This is a genomic window from Clostridium ganghwense, from assembly GCF_026735165.1.
Lineage (GTDB): Bacteria > Bacillota > Clostridia > Clostridiales > Clostridiaceae > Clostridium_H > Clostridium_H ganghwense.
Map to the genome: position 1 here is coordinate 46,046 of NZ_JAPQES010000006.1, position 16,695 is coordinate 62,740.

Genomic DNA, 16,695 nt, shown 5'->3' on the forward strand with positions numbered 1-16,695 from the left:
GTTAGTAAAAAGGCATAAAGTCTTAAATTTAAAGACCCTATGCCTTACATACTTTTTTGTAATAATGTTTTATTTATTAAAATTCATACCCTGATATAAATCTTCATCCTTTAACTTTCTATCAATATCATTTAAAACTTCCCATTTCTTTAAACTCCACATAGGTCCAATTATAAGATTTCTAGGTGCATCCCCTGTTAACCTATGAATTACAATATTTTGAGGCAATAAAGTTATAGCTTCACAAAGCAAATCTATATACTCATCTTTCTCCAAAAACTTTAGCTTTTCCTCTTCATACAATTTAACTAAAGGAGTTCCTTTGAGTAAATGAAGTAAGTGTAACTTTATACCCTGTATATCCTTATGAGATAAATACTTTATTGTATTTATCATATCTTCTCTATTTTCTCCTGGAAGCCCTAAAATAGTATGTACAACAACATCAACATTTCTTTTTCTAAGTCTTAATAACGCATCTTCAAATATCTCTAAGGTATATCCTCTATTTATTAACTTAGCTACTCTTTCATTAGAAGTTTGAAGTCCTAGCTCTACCCAAGTATATAGTCTATCATTATATTCACTTATTAACTCTATAATTTCTTCACTTAAACAATCTGGCCTAGTAGCAATGGCAAGAGCTACAACGCCCTCTTGGTTTACAGCCTCTTCATATTTTTTTCTTAACTCTTCAACTTCTGCATAAGTATTTGTATAAGCTTGAAAATAGGCTATATACTTTCCACTTTTCCATTTTTTCTTCATCATTTCTTTAATATCTTCAAATTGACGAGTTATACAAAAATTTCTATCACCAGCAAAATCTCCAGAACCTCTTTCGCTGCAATATAAGCAACCCCCTCGACTTATGGTTCCATCTCTGTTCGGACATGAAAAGCCTGCGTCTAAGGAAATTTTAAATACCTTTTCTCCAAATTTATCTCTCAAAAAATAATTTAAATTATAATACCTTTTATCTCCCCAAATTTTCTTCATATCTCTCTCCTTTGAATAACTAAAAGTGTCCATAGTCATTATACACTACAGACACCCATACACCAAATTACTTAACTATTTTTTTAAGTTTAAATTCTTTTAAATCCATCTCCCAATTACCTACATATTCATTATCCTTATCAGCCTCAGTTTTAGGAATTATGCTAAATAACATTTTTTCCTTTTGAAATTCTTGAAGAAGAACTTGAACTTTATTTAATGGATACTCTTCCTCAAACATAGTAGGTATAAGTTCTCCACTTCCCACATTATAAATTCTTATACATCTTTTACTATTATCTCTTGTTTTATACTGAACAGCTAAAAGTTTTTCATCCATAGAAAACATCATAATTTCTACATCTGAATTATTTAGTACATCACAAGCTAAAAGTTGTTTACCTATAGGCTTTTCTTTTAAAATAGCACCTGGTGCACCCTCTTTTTGCCCTTTACCTTCTCCTTCACCTTTTTGTTCATCATTACCTTGTGTTACCATTGTATCATCCAAAGTTAAAATACCAATAAAAGTATTAGCATCATACGTAGTTATGGCTATTTTATTTCCTTCATACCCAAATTCTGCAACTCCAAATTCACTTTTAGGAACTATTTGAATTTTCATTTTTGCTTTATCATCTTTTGCATAAGCATATTTAGGTAGACCTTGCATATCTATTACTAAATTAGTTTCTACCTCTTTTTCTTTTCTCATTCTTAACATTTTGTTTTTATAAAATATTTCCTTCTTAACAGAATTTGCAATTTTATCTATTTTATATTCCATTCCTTCTTTAATTACAGTCATCTGCGATTCTGTTATTAACGTTTCTGGTTTGTTAAGATTACACTTAACAATCTCCACTTTAAAAATGCCTTCCCCATCTGATTCACTCATTTCTAATATTTTATGTCCTAATATCTTTAAATCATTTTTTGTTAAACTTGCTTGCTCTGTCTTCACGGTCTCACTTAAAAGCTTGTTACCTAATTCATAATTTTCATTTTTTATAAGCTTTACATAATTATCTACTGTTACACTAGCCATTTTTATATCAAAGTTATCTTTTTCCTTCACCTCTTCCACCTTCTTTTTACTACAGCCTATGAAAGAAAAAAACATAAATAATACTAAGATATAACTTATATATTTTTTCATAGTTATTATCTCCTATCTTGTTCTTATGGTTTATATTTATTTTTCCACTAAAATAAAAATTTAATTTATATAATCATTATTTTTATTAATTTTTATATATTTATAAAAAGAAACTTATTATCAATTTTATGGAGGTTTTAATTTGAAAAAATATTTAAGTCTAACCTTTCAATTAGCAGCTGTATTTATAGGCACAATTGTTGGAGCTGGACTTGCTTCTGGAGAAGAAATAACTTTATTTTTTGCAAAACATGGATACAAAAGCTTTTGGGGACTCTTAATATGTTTAATTATTTATATAACTATGGGATTTATTATTATACATATAAGCATTAAGTATAAATTAAAATCCTATAATGAATTTATCAGATTAGTAAGTCCTGGATTTTTAGGACAAGTAACAGATGTTATCACAAGTTTTTTTCTTCTAAGTGGTTCTGCTATAATCCTAGCTGGAAGTGGTGCTTTACTTCATCAGTATTTCCATATTTCTAAATGGATAGGAATAATATTGATGTCACTCCTTTCATTGTATATTTTACTTAAAGGTACAGAAGGTTTATTAGAAATAAACTCATTTATTGTTCCTTGTCTAATAATTATAATAACTACTATTTTTATCCTTTTTGTGGCACTTTCTAAAGATATTGTAAGTGTTACATATATAAAAAGCATTCCATCTTCAAAAAATAATTGGTTTATATCTGCTTTATTATATGCAGGCTTTAACATAATATCCTGTAGTGGAGTTCTTGTTCCATTAAGTTCTGAGATTAGATTAAAACTCCCTTTAAAAATTGCAGTTATATTAGGTTCAATTGGACTTACAATAATAGCTTTTATGATAAACTTTATGCTTATTCTTAACATACCACACATTTTTAAATACGACATACCACTTTTATATATAGCTAATCGGTTTGGTACTTTAGTTCAAATTATGCTTCTATGTATTATGTGGCTTGAAATGTTCTCAACTGAAGTTTCTGATATCTATAGTTTAGGAAAAACTGTTGAAAACGTATTTAAAATCTCTTATAAAAAATCTGTTATACTTATTTTGTTAATTGCAATACCAATATCTCAATTTGGCTTTGTTAATTTAATAAACTATGTTTATCCAGCCTTTGGAGCTATAAGTCTTGTTTTTATAGTACAATGTATTATTTTCTATTATAAAGAATGTAAAAAAAACAAAATCTAGTTGTTACATTTGAATTAAGAGAATGTTATAAATTTAAAAGTTGACAATTTATAGCTTTAGATTTACATTTAAGTTTAGAAAATGTTTAACAAATGAGGTGAAGTTGTTGATTGAAAATTGTACTTTATGCGTACGTAATTGTGGTATTAATAGATTAAATGGAGAAGTTGGTTTTTGCAATTCAGGAAAAAGAATAAAACTTGGTAGAGTTTCTCTTCATCACTGGGAAGAACCATGTATTTCTGGAAACAAAGGTTCAGGTACAGTATTTTTTTCTAATTGCAATCTCAAATGTGTTTTTTGTCAAAACCATGCTATTAGCAATAGTGGTACTGGAAAAGAAATTTCAATTAAAAGACTAAGTGAAATTTTTTTAGAACAGCAAGAAAAAGGTGCTCATAATATAAATTTAGTTACTCCCACTCACTTTGTGCCTCAAATAATTGAAGCTTTAAAACTTGCTAAAAATTCAGGTCTTGTTATTCCTATTGTTTATAACACAAATAGCTATGAAAATCTTGAAACTATTAAAGCTTTAAATGGATATATAGACATATATTTACCTGATCTCAAATATTTTGATGATAAATATGCAGTAAAATATTCTAACGCTCCTAATTATTTTAGCAATGCCTCAAAAATAATTGAAGAAATGTTTACACAAGTTGGAAAACCTGTATTTGATAAAAATGGACTAATGAAAAAAGGAATGATAATAAGACATCTTATGCTTCCTGGACTTCTTTTTGATTCAAAAAAAATTATTGATTATATATATAATACATTTAAGGATTCTGTATTTATTAGCTTAATGAATCAATATACTCCAATGTTCAATTCTTCAAAATATCCAGAAATAAATAAAAGAATTAACCCAAAGCATTATGAATCCTTAATAGATTATTCTATAAACTTAGGAATAACTAAAGCCTATATTCAAGAACACGGAACAGCATCTGAAAGCTTTATACCAAATTTTGATTTAAGAGGAATTTAAATGGTCCTTAACAAATTTAATTTGTTAAGGACCATTTATTTTAGCTTTGCATATAGCTAAATCTTATATTTACTTAATTCAGTTTTAAACTCTTCTGTTAATTTTTTAAATTCGAAAATATTATCTATCAAATTTTTAATCTCATTAGTGTAATTTGAAACATTTGCACTAACTTCCTCTGATGAAGCAGAATTTTCTTCTGCAATAGCAGATAAAGATTCAATGTTATCATATATTTTTGATATAAAATGTGCTTCCCTATCAAGTTCGTTTATAGTTTCTATCATTGAAGCTGAAACAGTTTGAGCCGAATTAGTTGCATCTAAGCTTATATTTCTAACCTTTTCTAAGTTGGTTGTCTCATTTTCAAGAACATCATATTGAAGTCCAATTTTTTCAACTAAAACTTTAATTTCATTTACAAATTGTCCTAAGTTAGAATTTATCTCCTCAACAGCTCCTTGAGTCTGTTCAGCAAGCTTTCTAACTTCTTCAGCAACAACCGAAAATCCTCGTCCAGCTTCTCCTGCACGAGCTGCTTCAATAGAAGCATTCAATGCTAAAAGGTTTGTTTGTTCAGAAATTTGAGAAACTATTGAAACTATGTTTGTAATATTCTTAGCTTTATTTTCAAGCTGTATTCCCTGATCTTTAACTTCTTGGAATTTTTGTAGAGTTTTTATTATATTCTTACTTGAATTTTCGACATTGCTATAACTATTATTTATTTTCTCAATAGCCTTTTCAAGTTCTTCCTTATTATCATTCTCATTATCTACAATAGTTTTTAAAGATTCAATATTTTTATTTAATGTTGAAGCAGCATTTTGAGTATTTTCTGCTTGGCTTACAGCACCATTTGCTACTTGTTCAACAACCCCTGAAATTTCTTCGGAAGTTCTACTCATGGTATCAGATATAGTATTTATATTTCTTACAAAAGTATTCATTTCATCTGTAACACCTTTAAAACTAGTAAAATCTGCTCTAACTACTTTTCTATGTTCTTTCAAAAGATCATATATGTCTTCAAAAAAGTCTCCAGTAACTATTTTTCCTTCTTCTGTATAATCATTTGCATTGATTTTTCTTATTTCAGCCTCTATTAAACTTTTAGGTTTTATAAGCATACCTACCGCAAAAGCAGAGACTGACGCCGGAAGCATAGAAGCTACTATAAATTTTAGAATGCTTTCAAACCCTATTAAAGGAATATTTACTAAAACAGAAATTATTAATGTAAACATTCCAACCTTTGCAGGTATACTTTTAATAAATCCTAAAGACAAAGCTTTATTAAATCTATATATCTTTTTGTAATATATATCTTCTTCAAAGGTAAATTCTAACTTTAACTTTCCGGTACCTCTTTCTATCTCTTTTATTTCTAATTTTTCATTAAAAAACTCAGCACTTCCTTCAATTAATCCTAATGCATAATCAAACATTTCCCTCTTAGAATCATAAGAAAAAATAGCCTTTCTACTGGATATTGGTTTTAAATTTACAAGAGGAGGCTTTGCTCCTGGAAATTTTTTAACCATTTCTATATGTACATCATACATGGATCTAAGAAAAGAATATAAGTTTTCATGCTGAAAAAACGCAGGAAAATCATTGAAGAAAGATTTTATATTATCTCTCCCTATGTTTGTCCATAATTGATTTATTGGTATTCCTTCATCATCTGCTATAAATCCAATTACCTTTTTAACCTGATTATCATCAATATTTTCTGCTGGTGAAAATATCTTACTATCTTTCCATCCTACAGAATTCATCGCTCTACTTACTACATCATCATCATAAAGTTTTCTGCAAGTTTTAAGCCATGTAGCAACTATTGTTCCTTTCATTATGCTCCCCCCACATCTATCTGAATAATTTCAAATCATTGTCAACTAATATTTATTATATCTTATTATTTTACTTTTGTTAATCTATTTAATTATAAATTCCATACTATAAAATTAAATTATATGTAATAAATATGCGGATATATGGATATGATTTTAATATAGTTTCACCATATAATATATAAACGAGGTATGCTATATGAAAAAATTTTTATTAATCTTAAGTACTTTTATTATTGCAATAATATGTATACTCTTTTACCCTAGAAAAGTAACTCATGGAATAATAATGGAAACAAACGACAATTATTCTCTTATATACATTGACGGTAAATTAAAAGAAGTAAAAATCCCTAATTTGAATCTTCCCAAATACACTGTACTTAGCTTTAAATTTAATGCTTTCCAAACCTACGATTATAAAATAAATAAACCTTTATTAAACAGAGTAATGGTAAAAGAATCCAAAAACTACGAACTAGAGGGTTTGGGTTCAAAAACTTTATCTAAAAAACCTCTATTTTATAAAATAGATAGCAATGACAATATAAATATAGGTACCAGTAAAGACATAATAGTAGGTAAAAATAATGTTAGATCTTTCTTAAACGACGATAGACTAAATACGTTTATCATATATCCTATGGAAGATTATTCTACCACTAGAGTTGGAATATCAACTTCAAATTTTTCCTCTATATACCACGACAAATTAAAAATCCAACTAAATTCTCCGTGCAAAATCTATAGTGAAATGGAAGATATATCTTTAGATATACCTACAAATAATTCTATTACAGCTGTATGTGAAAAAAAACATCTAAATCTTTACGTTGATGAATCCAAAATAACAACTAAAAATAGACTTTACATAAAAGGAACTAATTTAACATTAACTAATATAAACAGAGGTTATCCTTCTTTTAATCCTAGCTACAACGGAATATTGGAGCTTTATCCTACTGAAAAAGGAATAATATTGGTAAACGAAGTAAATATTGAAGACTATCTGTATAAAGTAGTTCCTTCTGAAATGCCTATTTGGGGAGGACTTGAAGCTCTAAAATGTCAAGCTGTTGCAGCTAGAACTTACGCTATATCAGATATGTTATCTAATCGTTACGGAAGCTTAGGTTTTTATGTTGATGATAGCACTAAAAGCCAAGTGTATAACAACATTAAGCCCCAAGAAATTTCAAATAAAGCTATAAAAAATACAACTGGTCTTATAATGACTTATAACAATAATCCTATAGATGCAAAATACTATTCAACCTCCTGTGGTTCTGGAGTAAACTATCAGGATATTTGGTTTAAAAGTGATGGTTCTAGTGATAATAAACCTTACTTAAAAACAAATAGATTTCTAAAAAATAATATTGCTCTTCCAACTAGTGAAGAGAATTGGCTAAAATTTTATAGAAATGAAGATATTCAATCCTTTGACAATAAATCTTCCTATTTTAGATGGAATGTATCTTTTAGTAAAAATACTCTTGAAGAAAATTTAAATATAAACCTAAAAAAAATTTATAAAAACTCTAGACAATACATAAACATATTAAAAAATGGCAAAAAATCAAAATGGATGCCCCGCACCCTTAAAAATCTTCAGGATATAAAGGTATTAAATAGAAGTGAGGGTGGAAACATTTTAGAGATATCCTTTATATTTGAAAATGTAACTGTAAATGTGAAAAAAGATTCATTTGTAAGAAGATCTTTCAGATGTAATAATCCACCTAAGATAATTCGCTATATAGGAAAACCTCTAGAAAATTGGACTACTCTTCCCTCTTCCTTTTTCTCTATAGAAAAACTTAATGATACTTTCACCCTTTACGGCGGTGGCTATGGTCATGGTGTTGGAATGAGCCAATACGGAGCTATGTATCTTGGGAAAGAAGGTAAAGATTTTAAAACTATATTAAATACCTACTATAAAAACATAAAATTTAATAAGTTATATTAAAAAGTATATTAAAGGGTTATATTCTAATAACATTTATTAGAATATAACCCTTTGTCACTTTATTATTTATATTTCAGGTTTTTTAAAATTCTTTAATTCTTCCAAATTAGCTGGCACTTTTATCATTCCATCAGCAATTGCCTTCTTGTATTTTTCAACTATCTGTAAAACTTCCTTAGGTGTATTTACTTTTGAACTTTCTGCATATCCTACACCATCTTCTTTTAAACCAAGTGTGACTATACCACCTTTAAAAGTATTATCTACTACATTTTTTGTAGCTAAATATGATGCAGTATCAATTTTCTTTACCATACTAGAAAGAATAACCTCTGAGTATTTCGGCATTGTAATTCCTTGGTCACTATCTACACCTATAGCCCATATATTTTCCCCATTATCTCTTGCTTCTTTAATAGCCTGAAACATTCCTATTCCTACGCCTCCAGCCGCATGATAAAACACATCGCAACCTTCTTCTATTAAAACTTTAGTTAATTCATATCCCTTATTACAATCACTAAAGCTATCTGCATATTTAACTGTTTTTCTATTGATTAAATTACTAGCTGCTTCTTCATTTACAGCTTTAACTCCCGCAACAAAACCCGCCTCAAATTTATTAATAAGGGCTCCTTCCTTTCCACCAATAAAAGCTACTTTATTAGTTTTAGTCATTTTACCTGCAATAACTCCCATCAAAAAAGAACCCTCTTCTTCTTTAAAAGTTATAGACATAACATTTGGACAATTTACACTAGAATCTATAATAGCAAATTTTTTATTCTTGTATTTAGAACTAACATTAGTAACAGGATTATTCATCATGAATCCTATTCCTATAGTTAAATCACAATTTTGGGCTAAAGTTTCTAAATTAGCTTCAAAATCGTCACACATTGTTGATTCAATAACTTTATAATCTAAATTAAACTCTTTCATTGCCTTAAGTAATCCTTTATTAGCGCATTGATTAAATGATTGATCATTTAGTCCACCTTGATCTGTTAACATGCCTACTTCTATTTTCTTATGAGAATTTTTATTTATATCTTTCGCCTTATTCACATCATACATTTCCTTTAAAAAATTTAATATAGGATTATCTCGATACTGTTTTAGATTGTTTGAATTATAATTTCTAGTATTTATACCTGTTAGTACTTTTTTTTCAGCTGCTTTTGCAATTCGTACATTCATAAATGAAAAACTCACAAAAAATATTGCTAAAGTTAAACTGAACAACCTTTTAATATTTCTCATATATATCCTCCTTCTGAATACATTTAAAATTGAACATATTAATTTCATTATAACATCTTTTATGTATTATTTTACTAAAAATACTTCTTATAAAAACAGAGTATATCTCACGATATACTCTTAAGCTTTTGGCAAAATATGTTTGTAAATAACCTGAGAAATAATATTAACTATTATTCTCCATTTGAATTAATTATTAATCTCTACGGATTGCCTTTGAGTTAATGTTAAAAATAATTCCACTATCATTTTCTCTTCTATTGCAGAAAAAGTATTTTCTATTGGAAATTTATCACTTAAAGGCTTTTTATTGTTACACATTCTTGTTCCAGAAATTTTAACTTTTTTTATATCACAGCATATTGGTTGATTATATTTAATCTCTTGCTCAGATTCATACATATGTTCATTGCACTCTAAATTATTTGAAATATTAAGTATTATTTCTTTTACGTCATCTTTAATATGAAAATTAGGTGGTAAACTATATTCAATTAAAGTAGTGCATTCAAAAGGGATATATGCAAGTTTATGTTTAATCTCTCCACTAATAATATTATCTTCAATATTATCTACTGTAGAATATTCTACATTATTTCTAACAAATCCCTTTAAAAAAAGTTTTCCTTTTTTAGTTTTTATATCTTTATTGATATCTTCAATAGGTACCAATATCGCTTCATTTAAATATGCTTGATGATTTGTACGTTTAATTTCTAACGCCTCTTCTTTCAATTCAATTAATACCTCAACAGGAATCTTCACAGATTTTTCTGCTATTACAACAGGAATTTTGGATACATATCCCGAGTCTTGTCTTACTTCTTTTTCTTTACTAGCTTCATAACCTTGGTTTTTACCTTTTTCTAATTTTCCAATACCTGAATCATAGTATTCTTTGAATTCTTTATAATTTAAATTATTATTTTTCACCCGTTTACCATCTGTATTTTTATTCCTTTTATATTCTTTGTTCTCTATATTTTCTTTATTATTAGTTATATGTTCTTGATCTTCATTATAATATTCTTGAAAAAATTCTAAGAGGATAAGAATTTTTATAAGGGTATCTGCCTTATTATAAAAATACTGATTATATTGTGTCATTACAAAATTCTCCTTTATCATTTCTAAATTACAAAACGTATAAAAACATAAATTTTGCCTCCTAGTTTATAATATATTCATATAACCTATAAATTGAACCTAAACTTAAAACCGACTTAAAGCCTTTAAAAAGCTTTAAGTCGGAATAAGTTAATTTAGTCTATACAACTACACATATCCTTGCAGCCGTCTTTGCATTTATCTTTGCAGCCACCGTTACAACCGCAGCCATCTTTTATTTTTACTTGCTGTAATTGTAATACTTTTATTCTAAGGTAAACAACCATTTTTTCTACTATTTTTTTATAAGGATGTGTTGGACAAGTACATACTCTTTCCTTATGAATATCTGCTTCGTAAATTCTTGCTTCTTCTAATTCACAGAAAGGTTTTTCTGTATAACATATAACGTCTTCAAAATTTTGTTCACATGGAACTGCTCCGATAACCTGATCTTCACAGTCATTACAACATTGTTTAGTACAGATTAACTCTATTTCTTCTGCTGGTTTTCTAGTGCAAACCTGTGGTGGTACATCATATTCAATTTCAGTTACACATCTAAAAGGAACGTCTACTGTCATATGCTTTATATCTCCACATACTGCGTCATCTGAAGTACAGCAAGCTGTAGCATATTCTATATTCTTTCTAACGAATCCTTCTAAGAATAATTTTCCACTTTTAAGTTTTCTTCCACATTGTTTTTTTCCTATCCTTGGAATTAACTTACATTGAGTTAAAAATATATCTTTTTTAATTCTCTTAATTTCATAATAAGGTTCTTTAAATTCAATTTCTGCTTCAACATCTATTTGAATATCTTTTTCTCCTAAAACTACTGGTATTTTAGCTACTAATGGACCATGAATACCATGTGGTTTAAGATTTTCTCCATCACATAAAGGTAATGTTGTTGCATTCACTTTACCACAACAAGTTGGTCTACATCTATCTTCCACTTATTATTTCCCCTTTCTTGATTTCAAAATACAAAAGCAGTTTTTAATAGCACTTCTATTAAATGCCGTTTTTGTATCTACTACATACTATGCTGTGCTTGTCCATTTGTTGATTATTTTTTTGTTATCTAAACTAAATTTTTAATATAAATTTCTTATCCGATAAATCTTTAAGTATATTTACCTAAAAATATACTCAAAAAAGTCAAAAGGGTTAAACCCTCAATCTGTAATAATTAAGTTCTAACCCTTTTTATCTCACAAATCTATATTATATTTTCTATTACATACATTACTCCAATTAATATCCCTAAACCAATAGTTGTATTGACTATATTAAAAGGATTTTTCTTAATCAAAGCTTTTTTCTTTTTTTCTTCTTCATAATATTCCATATGATTTGAAAAATACGGAAAATCTAATCCTTCTATTTTGCAGTAAAGTTCCATCGCTTCTTGTGATGGTTTTTCACCTCTATTATTGCCTATTCCAAAAATTATATTAGAAATTTTAGTTTTTACTCCGGGCATGAACATATATATAACCTCCTAATGAAAAATTATCCTCTAATTTTGTACTGTTTTTTGATTTTAAATTACTTTTTAGTGAACCCCTTAATGTTTTAATCATTTTTAATCTCCTCCTTTTTAAATTTTATAAAATATAAAAAGCCGTGGTTTATCCACGGCTTTAAAACAAATTAAACAAAGGTATACAATATACTCCTATAAATTAATATTGTTATAAAAAACACAAAAGCCATGGGTTTGATAACCCATGGCTGAATATTACAATTTAATTCATAATGATATACATTATATTACAAAATTATATTTATGGCAGAGTTATCAAAACTAATCACATATAAAGTTTTAATTATTGGAAACATACATTTATTATTCATAACTCTACCTCCTTTTAGATATTTTAACATTTACACTCATAGTATAACTGATTTGTAATATAAAGTCAATAATCATTTTATAGAATTTTCAAATATATGAAATAGTATTATAATATAACACCATTTTCATATCAAACTATTTACAATACAATAATACTATGCTAATATCCTAAATAATAGTGAGTGTGCCTAGATTTTATCGAGCGGCACAGGGATGGTATCCTACACGTAGTAAATTTTAACCCTACGGAGTCGCTTTATATAAGTGATTCTGTAGGGTTTTATTTTATGTAAGGGGGATTTTTTATGAAAACTTCAATAAGATTACTTGAAAAAAAAGACACAAAAATTGTTATGCAATATTTAGAAAGAAATTCTATTGAAACTACATTTTTAATAGGAAACATATTTCAATTTGGGCTTGAAAATAATCCAAATCTAAGGAGATGTGGCGATTATTATGGATATTTTGAAGATGGTAAATTAAAAGGTATTCTTCCTTTTTATAATTTAGGAAGCTGCATTCCTCACTTTGAAACACTAAATGCAGTACCTAATTTCATAGAAATTATGAAGAAAAAAGACTTTTTATATTTGTTAGGTATGGAAAAACTTATTAAGCCTTTATATGAAGGAATAAAAAATTATAAAAGTACAGTAGATTATTCTCAGGATAGCTACTATATAAATAAAGCTTTTGTTTCTTTTTCTTTAGAAGGTGCAATTATCAAAAATGCCAAAGATGTAAACAAACAATCTGCTGTTTCCTTTATTAAAGAAGCTAACTTAAAAGGATTTGGTAGAAAAATTGATACAGAAGAAGCTTTAAAAATGTTATGTGAAAAAAGTGAAGAAGAAGATTGGGTATTCTTAATTAAGGATGAAAAAATAGTAGCTCAAGCTAATATTCAAACTTTTACTGAGGATATTAACCAAATAGGTGGAGTATATACTTCTGAGGAACATCGTGGAAAAGGATACTGCAAAGCTATAGTATCTGAAATATGTAAAAGAATTATATTTAGAGATAAAATGCCTACATTGATGGTAACTAAAAATAACACTCCTGCGGTAAGAGCATATTCTTCTCTTGGATTTACTCACTATGATGATTATCTTATTATACAGTTGAAAAATTAAAGTATGCAGGAATTTAACTCCTGCATACTTTTTATAATGCATTCAATATTCTTCTTTTTATATCATTAAACTCTTTGGAAGTAACTACATCCTTATTATTTCTATTTTCAAGCTTAACTTCTATCTCGTCTTTTATTTTTGCTGGCTTATCAGATAATATATATATTCTATCTGATAAGAATATAGCCTCTTCAATGTCGTGAGTAATGAACAATACTGTGGAATTTAAGTTCTTAATTACATCTAAAAGCCAAAAGTGCATTTTGCTTCGAGTAATAGCATCTAAAGCTCCAAAAGGTTCATCAAGAAGCATTATATCCTTAGAAAACATATATGTTCTAAGCAATGCTGCTCTTTGTCTCATACCCCCTGATAGTTGATGTGGGTACTTTTCTTCAAAACCTTCAAGTCCAAAGTTCTTAAAATACTTAGCTGCCTTCTTCCTTGCAGCTTCTTTCTTTTCCCCTTTTAAAATTAGAGGCATAGCTGTATTATCAATTATTTTTTTCCAAGGAAGTAGTAAATCTTTTTGATACATATAACTTACATGTCCAACCTTCCCTGTATAATTTTCTCCGTTTACTTCAATCTTTCCACTATCTGGTTTTAAAAGCCCTGATATTATATTGAAAATAGTACTCTTTCCACTCCCACTTGGTCCAAGTATACTTACAAACTCATTTTCTTTGACATAAAAACTTACATCATCTATAACTGAAGTATTCTTGAAATCCTTTTTTATGTTTTCTACTCTCAGCTTTTTATTATTCTGGCAAATACTCATTTGTGAAAGCCTCTTTTGCATCCATATCTTTAGGTATTAATTGTTTTTTATAAAGGAATTGAGTGTAGTTATTCCAGACTTCATCTTTCATTTCTCCCCATCTTTTAGCATCTGCTTTATACTTATCTGCTAAATACTTTTGGCTAGCCACTGCAAGCTTTTCATCTATTTCTGGTGCAGCTTTTAATAATATCTTAGCAGATTCTTCAGGTTTCTCCATACAATACTCATAACCCTTAGTAGTAGCCTTTAAGAACTTTTTAGCAAGCTCGGGATCATTTTTAAGCGTATCCTCGTTTGCTATTATAACTGGAGTATAATAATCCATTCTCTTATCTAATTTACCTAAATCTATATAATTAATAGGAAATCCTTTAAGTTCAGCTTCTATTCCTGTCCATCCATAGAAAATCCATTCAAAATCTACATTTTTCTTAGTAATTGTGAAGAAATCATCTGATCCTACATCTACCATTTTTAATTTAGAAAAATCTGCTCCATCTTTCTCCATTATAGCTTTTAATATTTGTTGCTCTGATGGTGAACCCCATCCACCATAAGTCTTACCAGCAAAATCCTTTGGTGATGTTATGTTCTTATCCTTTGGTGATGCAAACCCTGATGTATTGTGTTGTATAATAGCTGCAACAGCCTTTATAGGCAGTGGATTTTCAGCTGTTCTTGCAAAAGTCACCTGTTCTTGGTAGCTAATTCCAAACTCACCTTTTTTAGCTGCAATCAAATCAGCTGCTCCACCTTCTGATGGTTGAATTATATTTACGTCAAGTCCTTCTTCTGCATAATATCCTTTATCTTTTGCAACATAAAGACCAGTATGATTAGTATTAGGAACCCAATCTAGTATTACTGTTACCTTTTTTAATTCTTTTTTTGCTTCTGCAGCTTTGTTTTTATCTGCTGCTCCACTTCCAGCACAACCTACAAATAATGCTGCTGTAAGAGAAACTGCTGTGATTATTGATAAAATTCTTTTTTTCATATTTAGTACCTCCTTTAATTTCTTCTATTCCATGGTGTTAATACATATTCTATTAAAAACAATATTCCAAAAAGAGCCATACTCAAAAGTATAATTATTAACGCTACAGCAAAAACCTTATCCATAGCGAAGGAATGCTTAACTCTCATCATATAGAAGCCAAGCCCTTCATTAGCTCCTACCCACTCTCCAATTACTGCTCCCATTACACTATAAGTTGCAGCAATTCTAAGTCCTGAAAAAAAGTTAACCATTGAAGCTGGAAACTTTACGTTTTTAAAAATTTCAAGCTTATTTGCTCCCATAGACTTTAAAAGATTAACCATATCTCTATCTACAGAATTTAGTCCATCCATAAGACTTATAACTATAGGAAAAAAACATACTAAAACTACTATAACTATCTTAGGTAATATTCCAAAGCCAAACCACATTCCAAATAAGGGAGCTAATATCACAGTCGGTATTGTTTGAGATACAACTAATATGGGATATATAGTTCTTCTTATAACCTTAATATTATCCATAAGGATAGCTAAAACTACAGCTAAAATTATAGATATTATAAATCCCAACATAGCCTCCTTAAAAGTTGTATATATATGTCCTTTTATATTAGGAAGTATTTTAAATAATGATAAAATAACATCCGTAGGTGAAGGAAGTGTATATCTTTCTACAACTCCTTTGTCTACAACAATCTGCCATATTATTATTAAAATTATTTGAAATACTATTGGTATTGCCTTATTTCTTATATTTATACGTTTTTTCATTCATAGTCACGCCTTCAGGTTTGTAGTCTATTTTTACAATTGATATAACTCTAGCTGCTCCTTCATTTACACAAATATCTTGAGCTTTTTTTACTATTTCTAAAAGCTTGTCCAAGTCACCTTCCATTGTAGTTTCCATAGCACCAACCTCATATTTAACGTCACAAGAATCTATGTACTCAATAACCTTATCTACTACAGGATAAATTCTTTCTTCTTCTACTACAGGTAAAATTTGAAGACTTACATTGATATTTTGCATTTTTCTCTACCCTTTCTTTTGTTATTATTTTTTCCACAATACATGTATAAATAAACTTTTATTTTGTGGATAATTCTTTTTCTTGTTAATATTAAAAAATCCCTTTGTCCTGAACAGAACAAAGGGATTAACTTAGCTTTACACAAACTTCACACAATTAAGTTTATAAATTCAACTAATATACTCCCTCCGCCGGTATTATCCAGTTCAGGTTATAAGGGTCGAAATCCGTTAATTTCCTCTCAGCCCATACATTGGCTCCCCTGTTTTGTTATAATTATTTTTTCTATATATTCATGTTACATGATGA

15 protein-coding genes and 1 riboswitch are annotated in these 16,695 nt (G+C 28.3%); of the genes, 4 read left to right on the forward strand and 11 right to left on the reverse strand.

Annotation, left to right across the window (positions count from 1 at the left end):
* Positions 1 to 69: 69 nt before the first annotated feature.
* Together mnmL and OXH55_RS15315 are read right to left on the reverse strand one after the other, a co-directional pair.
* Complete coding sequence (mnmL, locus tag OXH55_RS15310) at positions 70 to 999, reverse strand: tRNA modification radical SAM protein MnmL/YtqA (RefSeq protein ID WP_268050900.1); 930 nt, start codon at positions 997 to 999, stop codon at positions 70 to 72.
* Positions 1,000 to 1,066: 67 nt separating this feature from the next.
* Positions 1,067 to 2,158, reverse strand: a complete 1,092-nt coding sequence (locus OXH55_RS15315) for a hypothetical protein (protein ID WP_268050901.1) — start codon at positions 2,156 to 2,158, stop codon at positions 1,067 to 1,069.
* A 142-nt stretch (positions 2,159 to 2,300) separates the two neighbouring features.
* Here OXH55_RS15315 and OXH55_RS15320 point away from each other — a divergent pair, with 142 nt between their 5' ends.
* Positions 2,301 to 3,362 (forward strand): YkvI family membrane protein, encoded by a 1,062-nt coding sequence (locus tag OXH55_RS15320; RefSeq protein WP_268050902.1) that lies wholly within the window; start codon positions 2,301 to 2,303, stop codon positions 3,360 to 3,362.
* A gap of 106 nt (positions 3,363 to 3,468) precedes the next feature.
* Positions 3,469 to 4,359 (forward strand): radical SAM protein, encoded by an 891-nt coding sequence (locus tag OXH55_RS15325; protein WP_268050903.1) that lies wholly within the window; start codon positions 3,469 to 3,471, stop codon positions 4,357 to 4,359.
* A 56-nt stretch (positions 4,360 to 4,415) separates the two neighbouring features.
* Here the strand turns inward: OXH55_RS15325 and OXH55_RS15330 are convergent, their stop codons facing one another.
* The gene (locus tag OXH55_RS15330) at positions 4,416 to 6,215 is read right to left on the reverse strand and encodes a heme NO-binding domain-containing protein (RefSeq protein WP_268050904.1); all 1,800 of its coding nucleotides are present in this window, start codon (positions 6,213 to 6,215) and stop codon (positions 4,416 to 4,418) included.
* Positions 6,216 to 6,414: 199 nt separating this feature from the next.
* Here OXH55_RS15330 and OXH55_RS15335 point away from each other — a divergent pair, with 199 nt between their 5' ends.
* Positions 6,415 to 8,187, forward strand: a complete 1,773-nt coding sequence (locus OXH55_RS15335; RefSeq protein WP_268050905.1) for a SpoIID/LytB domain-containing protein — start codon at positions 6,415 to 6,417, stop codon at positions 8,185 to 8,187.
* A gap of 66 nt (positions 8,188 to 8,253) precedes the next feature.
* Here the strand turns inward: OXH55_RS15335 and OXH55_RS15340 are convergent, their stop codons facing one another.
* The 4 genes from OXH55_RS15340 to OXH55_RS15355 all read right to left on the reverse strand — a co-directional run bounded on the left by OXH55_RS15340 (position 8,254) and on the right by OXH55_RS15355 (position 12,055).
* Positions 8,254 to 9,450 (reverse strand): BMP family lipoprotein, encoded by a 1,197-nt coding sequence (locus OXH55_RS15340; RefSeq protein WP_268050906.1) that lies wholly within the window; start codon positions 9,448 to 9,450, stop codon positions 8,254 to 8,256.
* Between the two features lie 189 nt (positions 9,451 to 9,639).
* Entirely contained in the window at positions 9,640 to 10,557 is a 918-nt protein-coding gene (locus tag OXH55_RS15345; RefSeq protein WP_268050907.1) for a CsxC family protein, read from the reverse strand.
* Between the two features lie 155 nt (positions 10,558 to 10,712).
* Complete coding sequence (locus OXH55_RS15350) at positions 10,713 to 11,519, reverse strand: CsxC family protein (RefSeq protein WP_268050908.1); 807 nt, start codon at positions 11,517 to 11,519, stop codon at positions 10,713 to 10,715.
* Between the two features lie 266 nt (positions 11,520 to 11,785).
* Positions 11,786 to 12,055: a hypothetical protein gene (locus OXH55_RS15355; RefSeq protein ID WP_268050909.1), complete on the reverse strand. Its 270-nt coding sequence runs from the start codon at positions 12,053 to 12,055 to the stop codon at positions 11,786 to 11,788.
* Between the two features lie 674 nt (positions 12,056 to 12,729).
* On the opposite strand from OXH55_RS15355, the gene OXH55_RS15360 reads away from it, so the two are divergent.
* The gene (locus OXH55_RS15360) at positions 12,730 to 13,563 is read left to right on the forward strand and encodes a GNAT family N-acetyltransferase (RefSeq protein WP_268050910.1); all 834 of its coding nucleotides are present in this window, start codon (positions 12,730 to 12,732) and stop codon (positions 13,561 to 13,563) included.
* A gap of 31 nt (positions 13,564 to 13,594) precedes the next feature.
* On the opposite strand, the gene OXH55_RS15365 is transcribed toward OXH55_RS15360, so the two are convergent.
* The 4 genes from OXH55_RS15365 to OXH55_RS15380 are packed head-to-tail and all read right to left on the reverse strand — an operon-like array spanning position 13,595 to position 16,385.
* Positions 13,595 to 14,347 (reverse strand): ABC transporter ATP-binding protein, encoded by a 753-nt coding sequence (locus tag OXH55_RS15365; protein ID WP_268050911.1) that lies wholly within the window; start codon positions 14,345 to 14,347, stop codon positions 13,595 to 13,597.
* Positions 14,328 to 15,347, reverse strand: a complete 1,020-nt coding sequence (locus OXH55_RS15370) for an ABC transporter substrate-binding protein (protein ID WP_268050913.1) — start codon at positions 15,345 to 15,347, stop codon at positions 14,328 to 14,330. Before OXH55_RS15370 ends, OXH55_RS15365 begins: the two co-directional genes overlap by 20 nt.
* Positions 15,348 to 15,361: 14 nt before the next feature.
* Positions 15,362 to 16,123 carry an ABC transporter permease gene (locus tag OXH55_RS15375; protein WP_268050914.1) on the reverse strand — a complete coding sequence of 254 codons (762 nt, stop codon included), beginning with the start codon at positions 16,121 to 16,123 and terminating at the stop codon, positions 15,362 to 15,364.
* Positions 16,095 to 16,385 carry a thiamine-binding protein gene (locus OXH55_RS15380; RefSeq protein WP_268050915.1) on the reverse strand — a complete coding sequence of 97 codons (291 nt, stop codon included), beginning with the start codon at positions 16,383 to 16,385 and terminating at the stop codon, positions 16,095 to 16,097. Before OXH55_RS15380 ends, OXH55_RS15375 begins: the two co-directional genes overlap by 29 nt.
* 167 nt (positions 16,386 to 16,552) lie before the next feature.
* Positions 16,553 to 16,660: riboswitch (TPP riboswitch) on the reverse strand.
* Positions 16,661 to 16,695 lie beyond the last annotated feature (35 nt).

Bases quoted from the DNA above. Each gene is read 5' to 3' on its own strand.
- mnmL (WP_268050900.1), bottom strand. From the start codon at position 999: ATGAAGAAAATTTGGGGAGATAAAAGGTATTATAATTTAAATTATTTT.
- OXH55_RS15315 (WP_268050901.1), bottom strand. From the start codon at position 2,158: ATGAAAAAATATATAAGTTATATCTTAGTATTATTTATGTTTTTTTCT.
- OXH55_RS15330 (WP_268050904.1), bottom strand. From the start codon at position 6,215: ATGAAAGGAACAATAGTTGCTACATGGCTTAAAACTTGCAGAAAACTT.
- OXH55_RS15335 (WP_268050905.1), top strand. From the start codon at position 6,415: ATGAAAAAATTTTTATTAATCTTAAGTACTTTTATTATTGCAATAATA.
- OXH55_RS15340 (WP_268050906.1), bottom strand. From the start codon at position 9,450: ATGAGAAATATTAAAAGGTTGTTCAGTTTAACTTTAGCAATATTTTTT.
- OXH55_RS15345 (WP_268050907.1), bottom strand. From the start codon at position 10,557: ATGACACAATATAATCAGTATTTTTATAATAAGGCAGATACCCTTATA.
- OXH55_RS15355 (WP_268050909.1), bottom strand. From the start codon at position 12,055: ATGTTCATGCCCGGAGTAAAAACTAAAATTTCTAATATAATTTTTGGA.
- OXH55_RS15360 (WP_268050910.1), top strand. From the start codon at position 12,730: ATGAAAACTTCAATAAGATTACTTGAAAAAAAAGACACAAAAATTGTT.
- OXH55_RS15365 (WP_268050911.1), bottom strand. From the start codon at position 14,347: ATGAGTATTTGCCAGAATAATAAAAAGCTGAGAGTAGAAAACATAAAA.
- OXH55_RS15370 (WP_268050913.1), bottom strand. From the start codon at position 15,347: ATGAAAAAAAGAATTTTATCAATAATCACAGCAGTTTCTCTTACAGCA.
- OXH55_RS15375 (WP_268050914.1), bottom strand. From the start codon at position 16,123: ATGAAAAAACGTATAAATATAAGAAATAAGGCAATACCAATAGTATTT.
- OXH55_RS15380 (WP_268050915.1), bottom strand. From the start codon at position 16,385: ATGCAAAATATCAATGTAAGTCTTCAAATTTTACCTGTAGTAGAAGAA.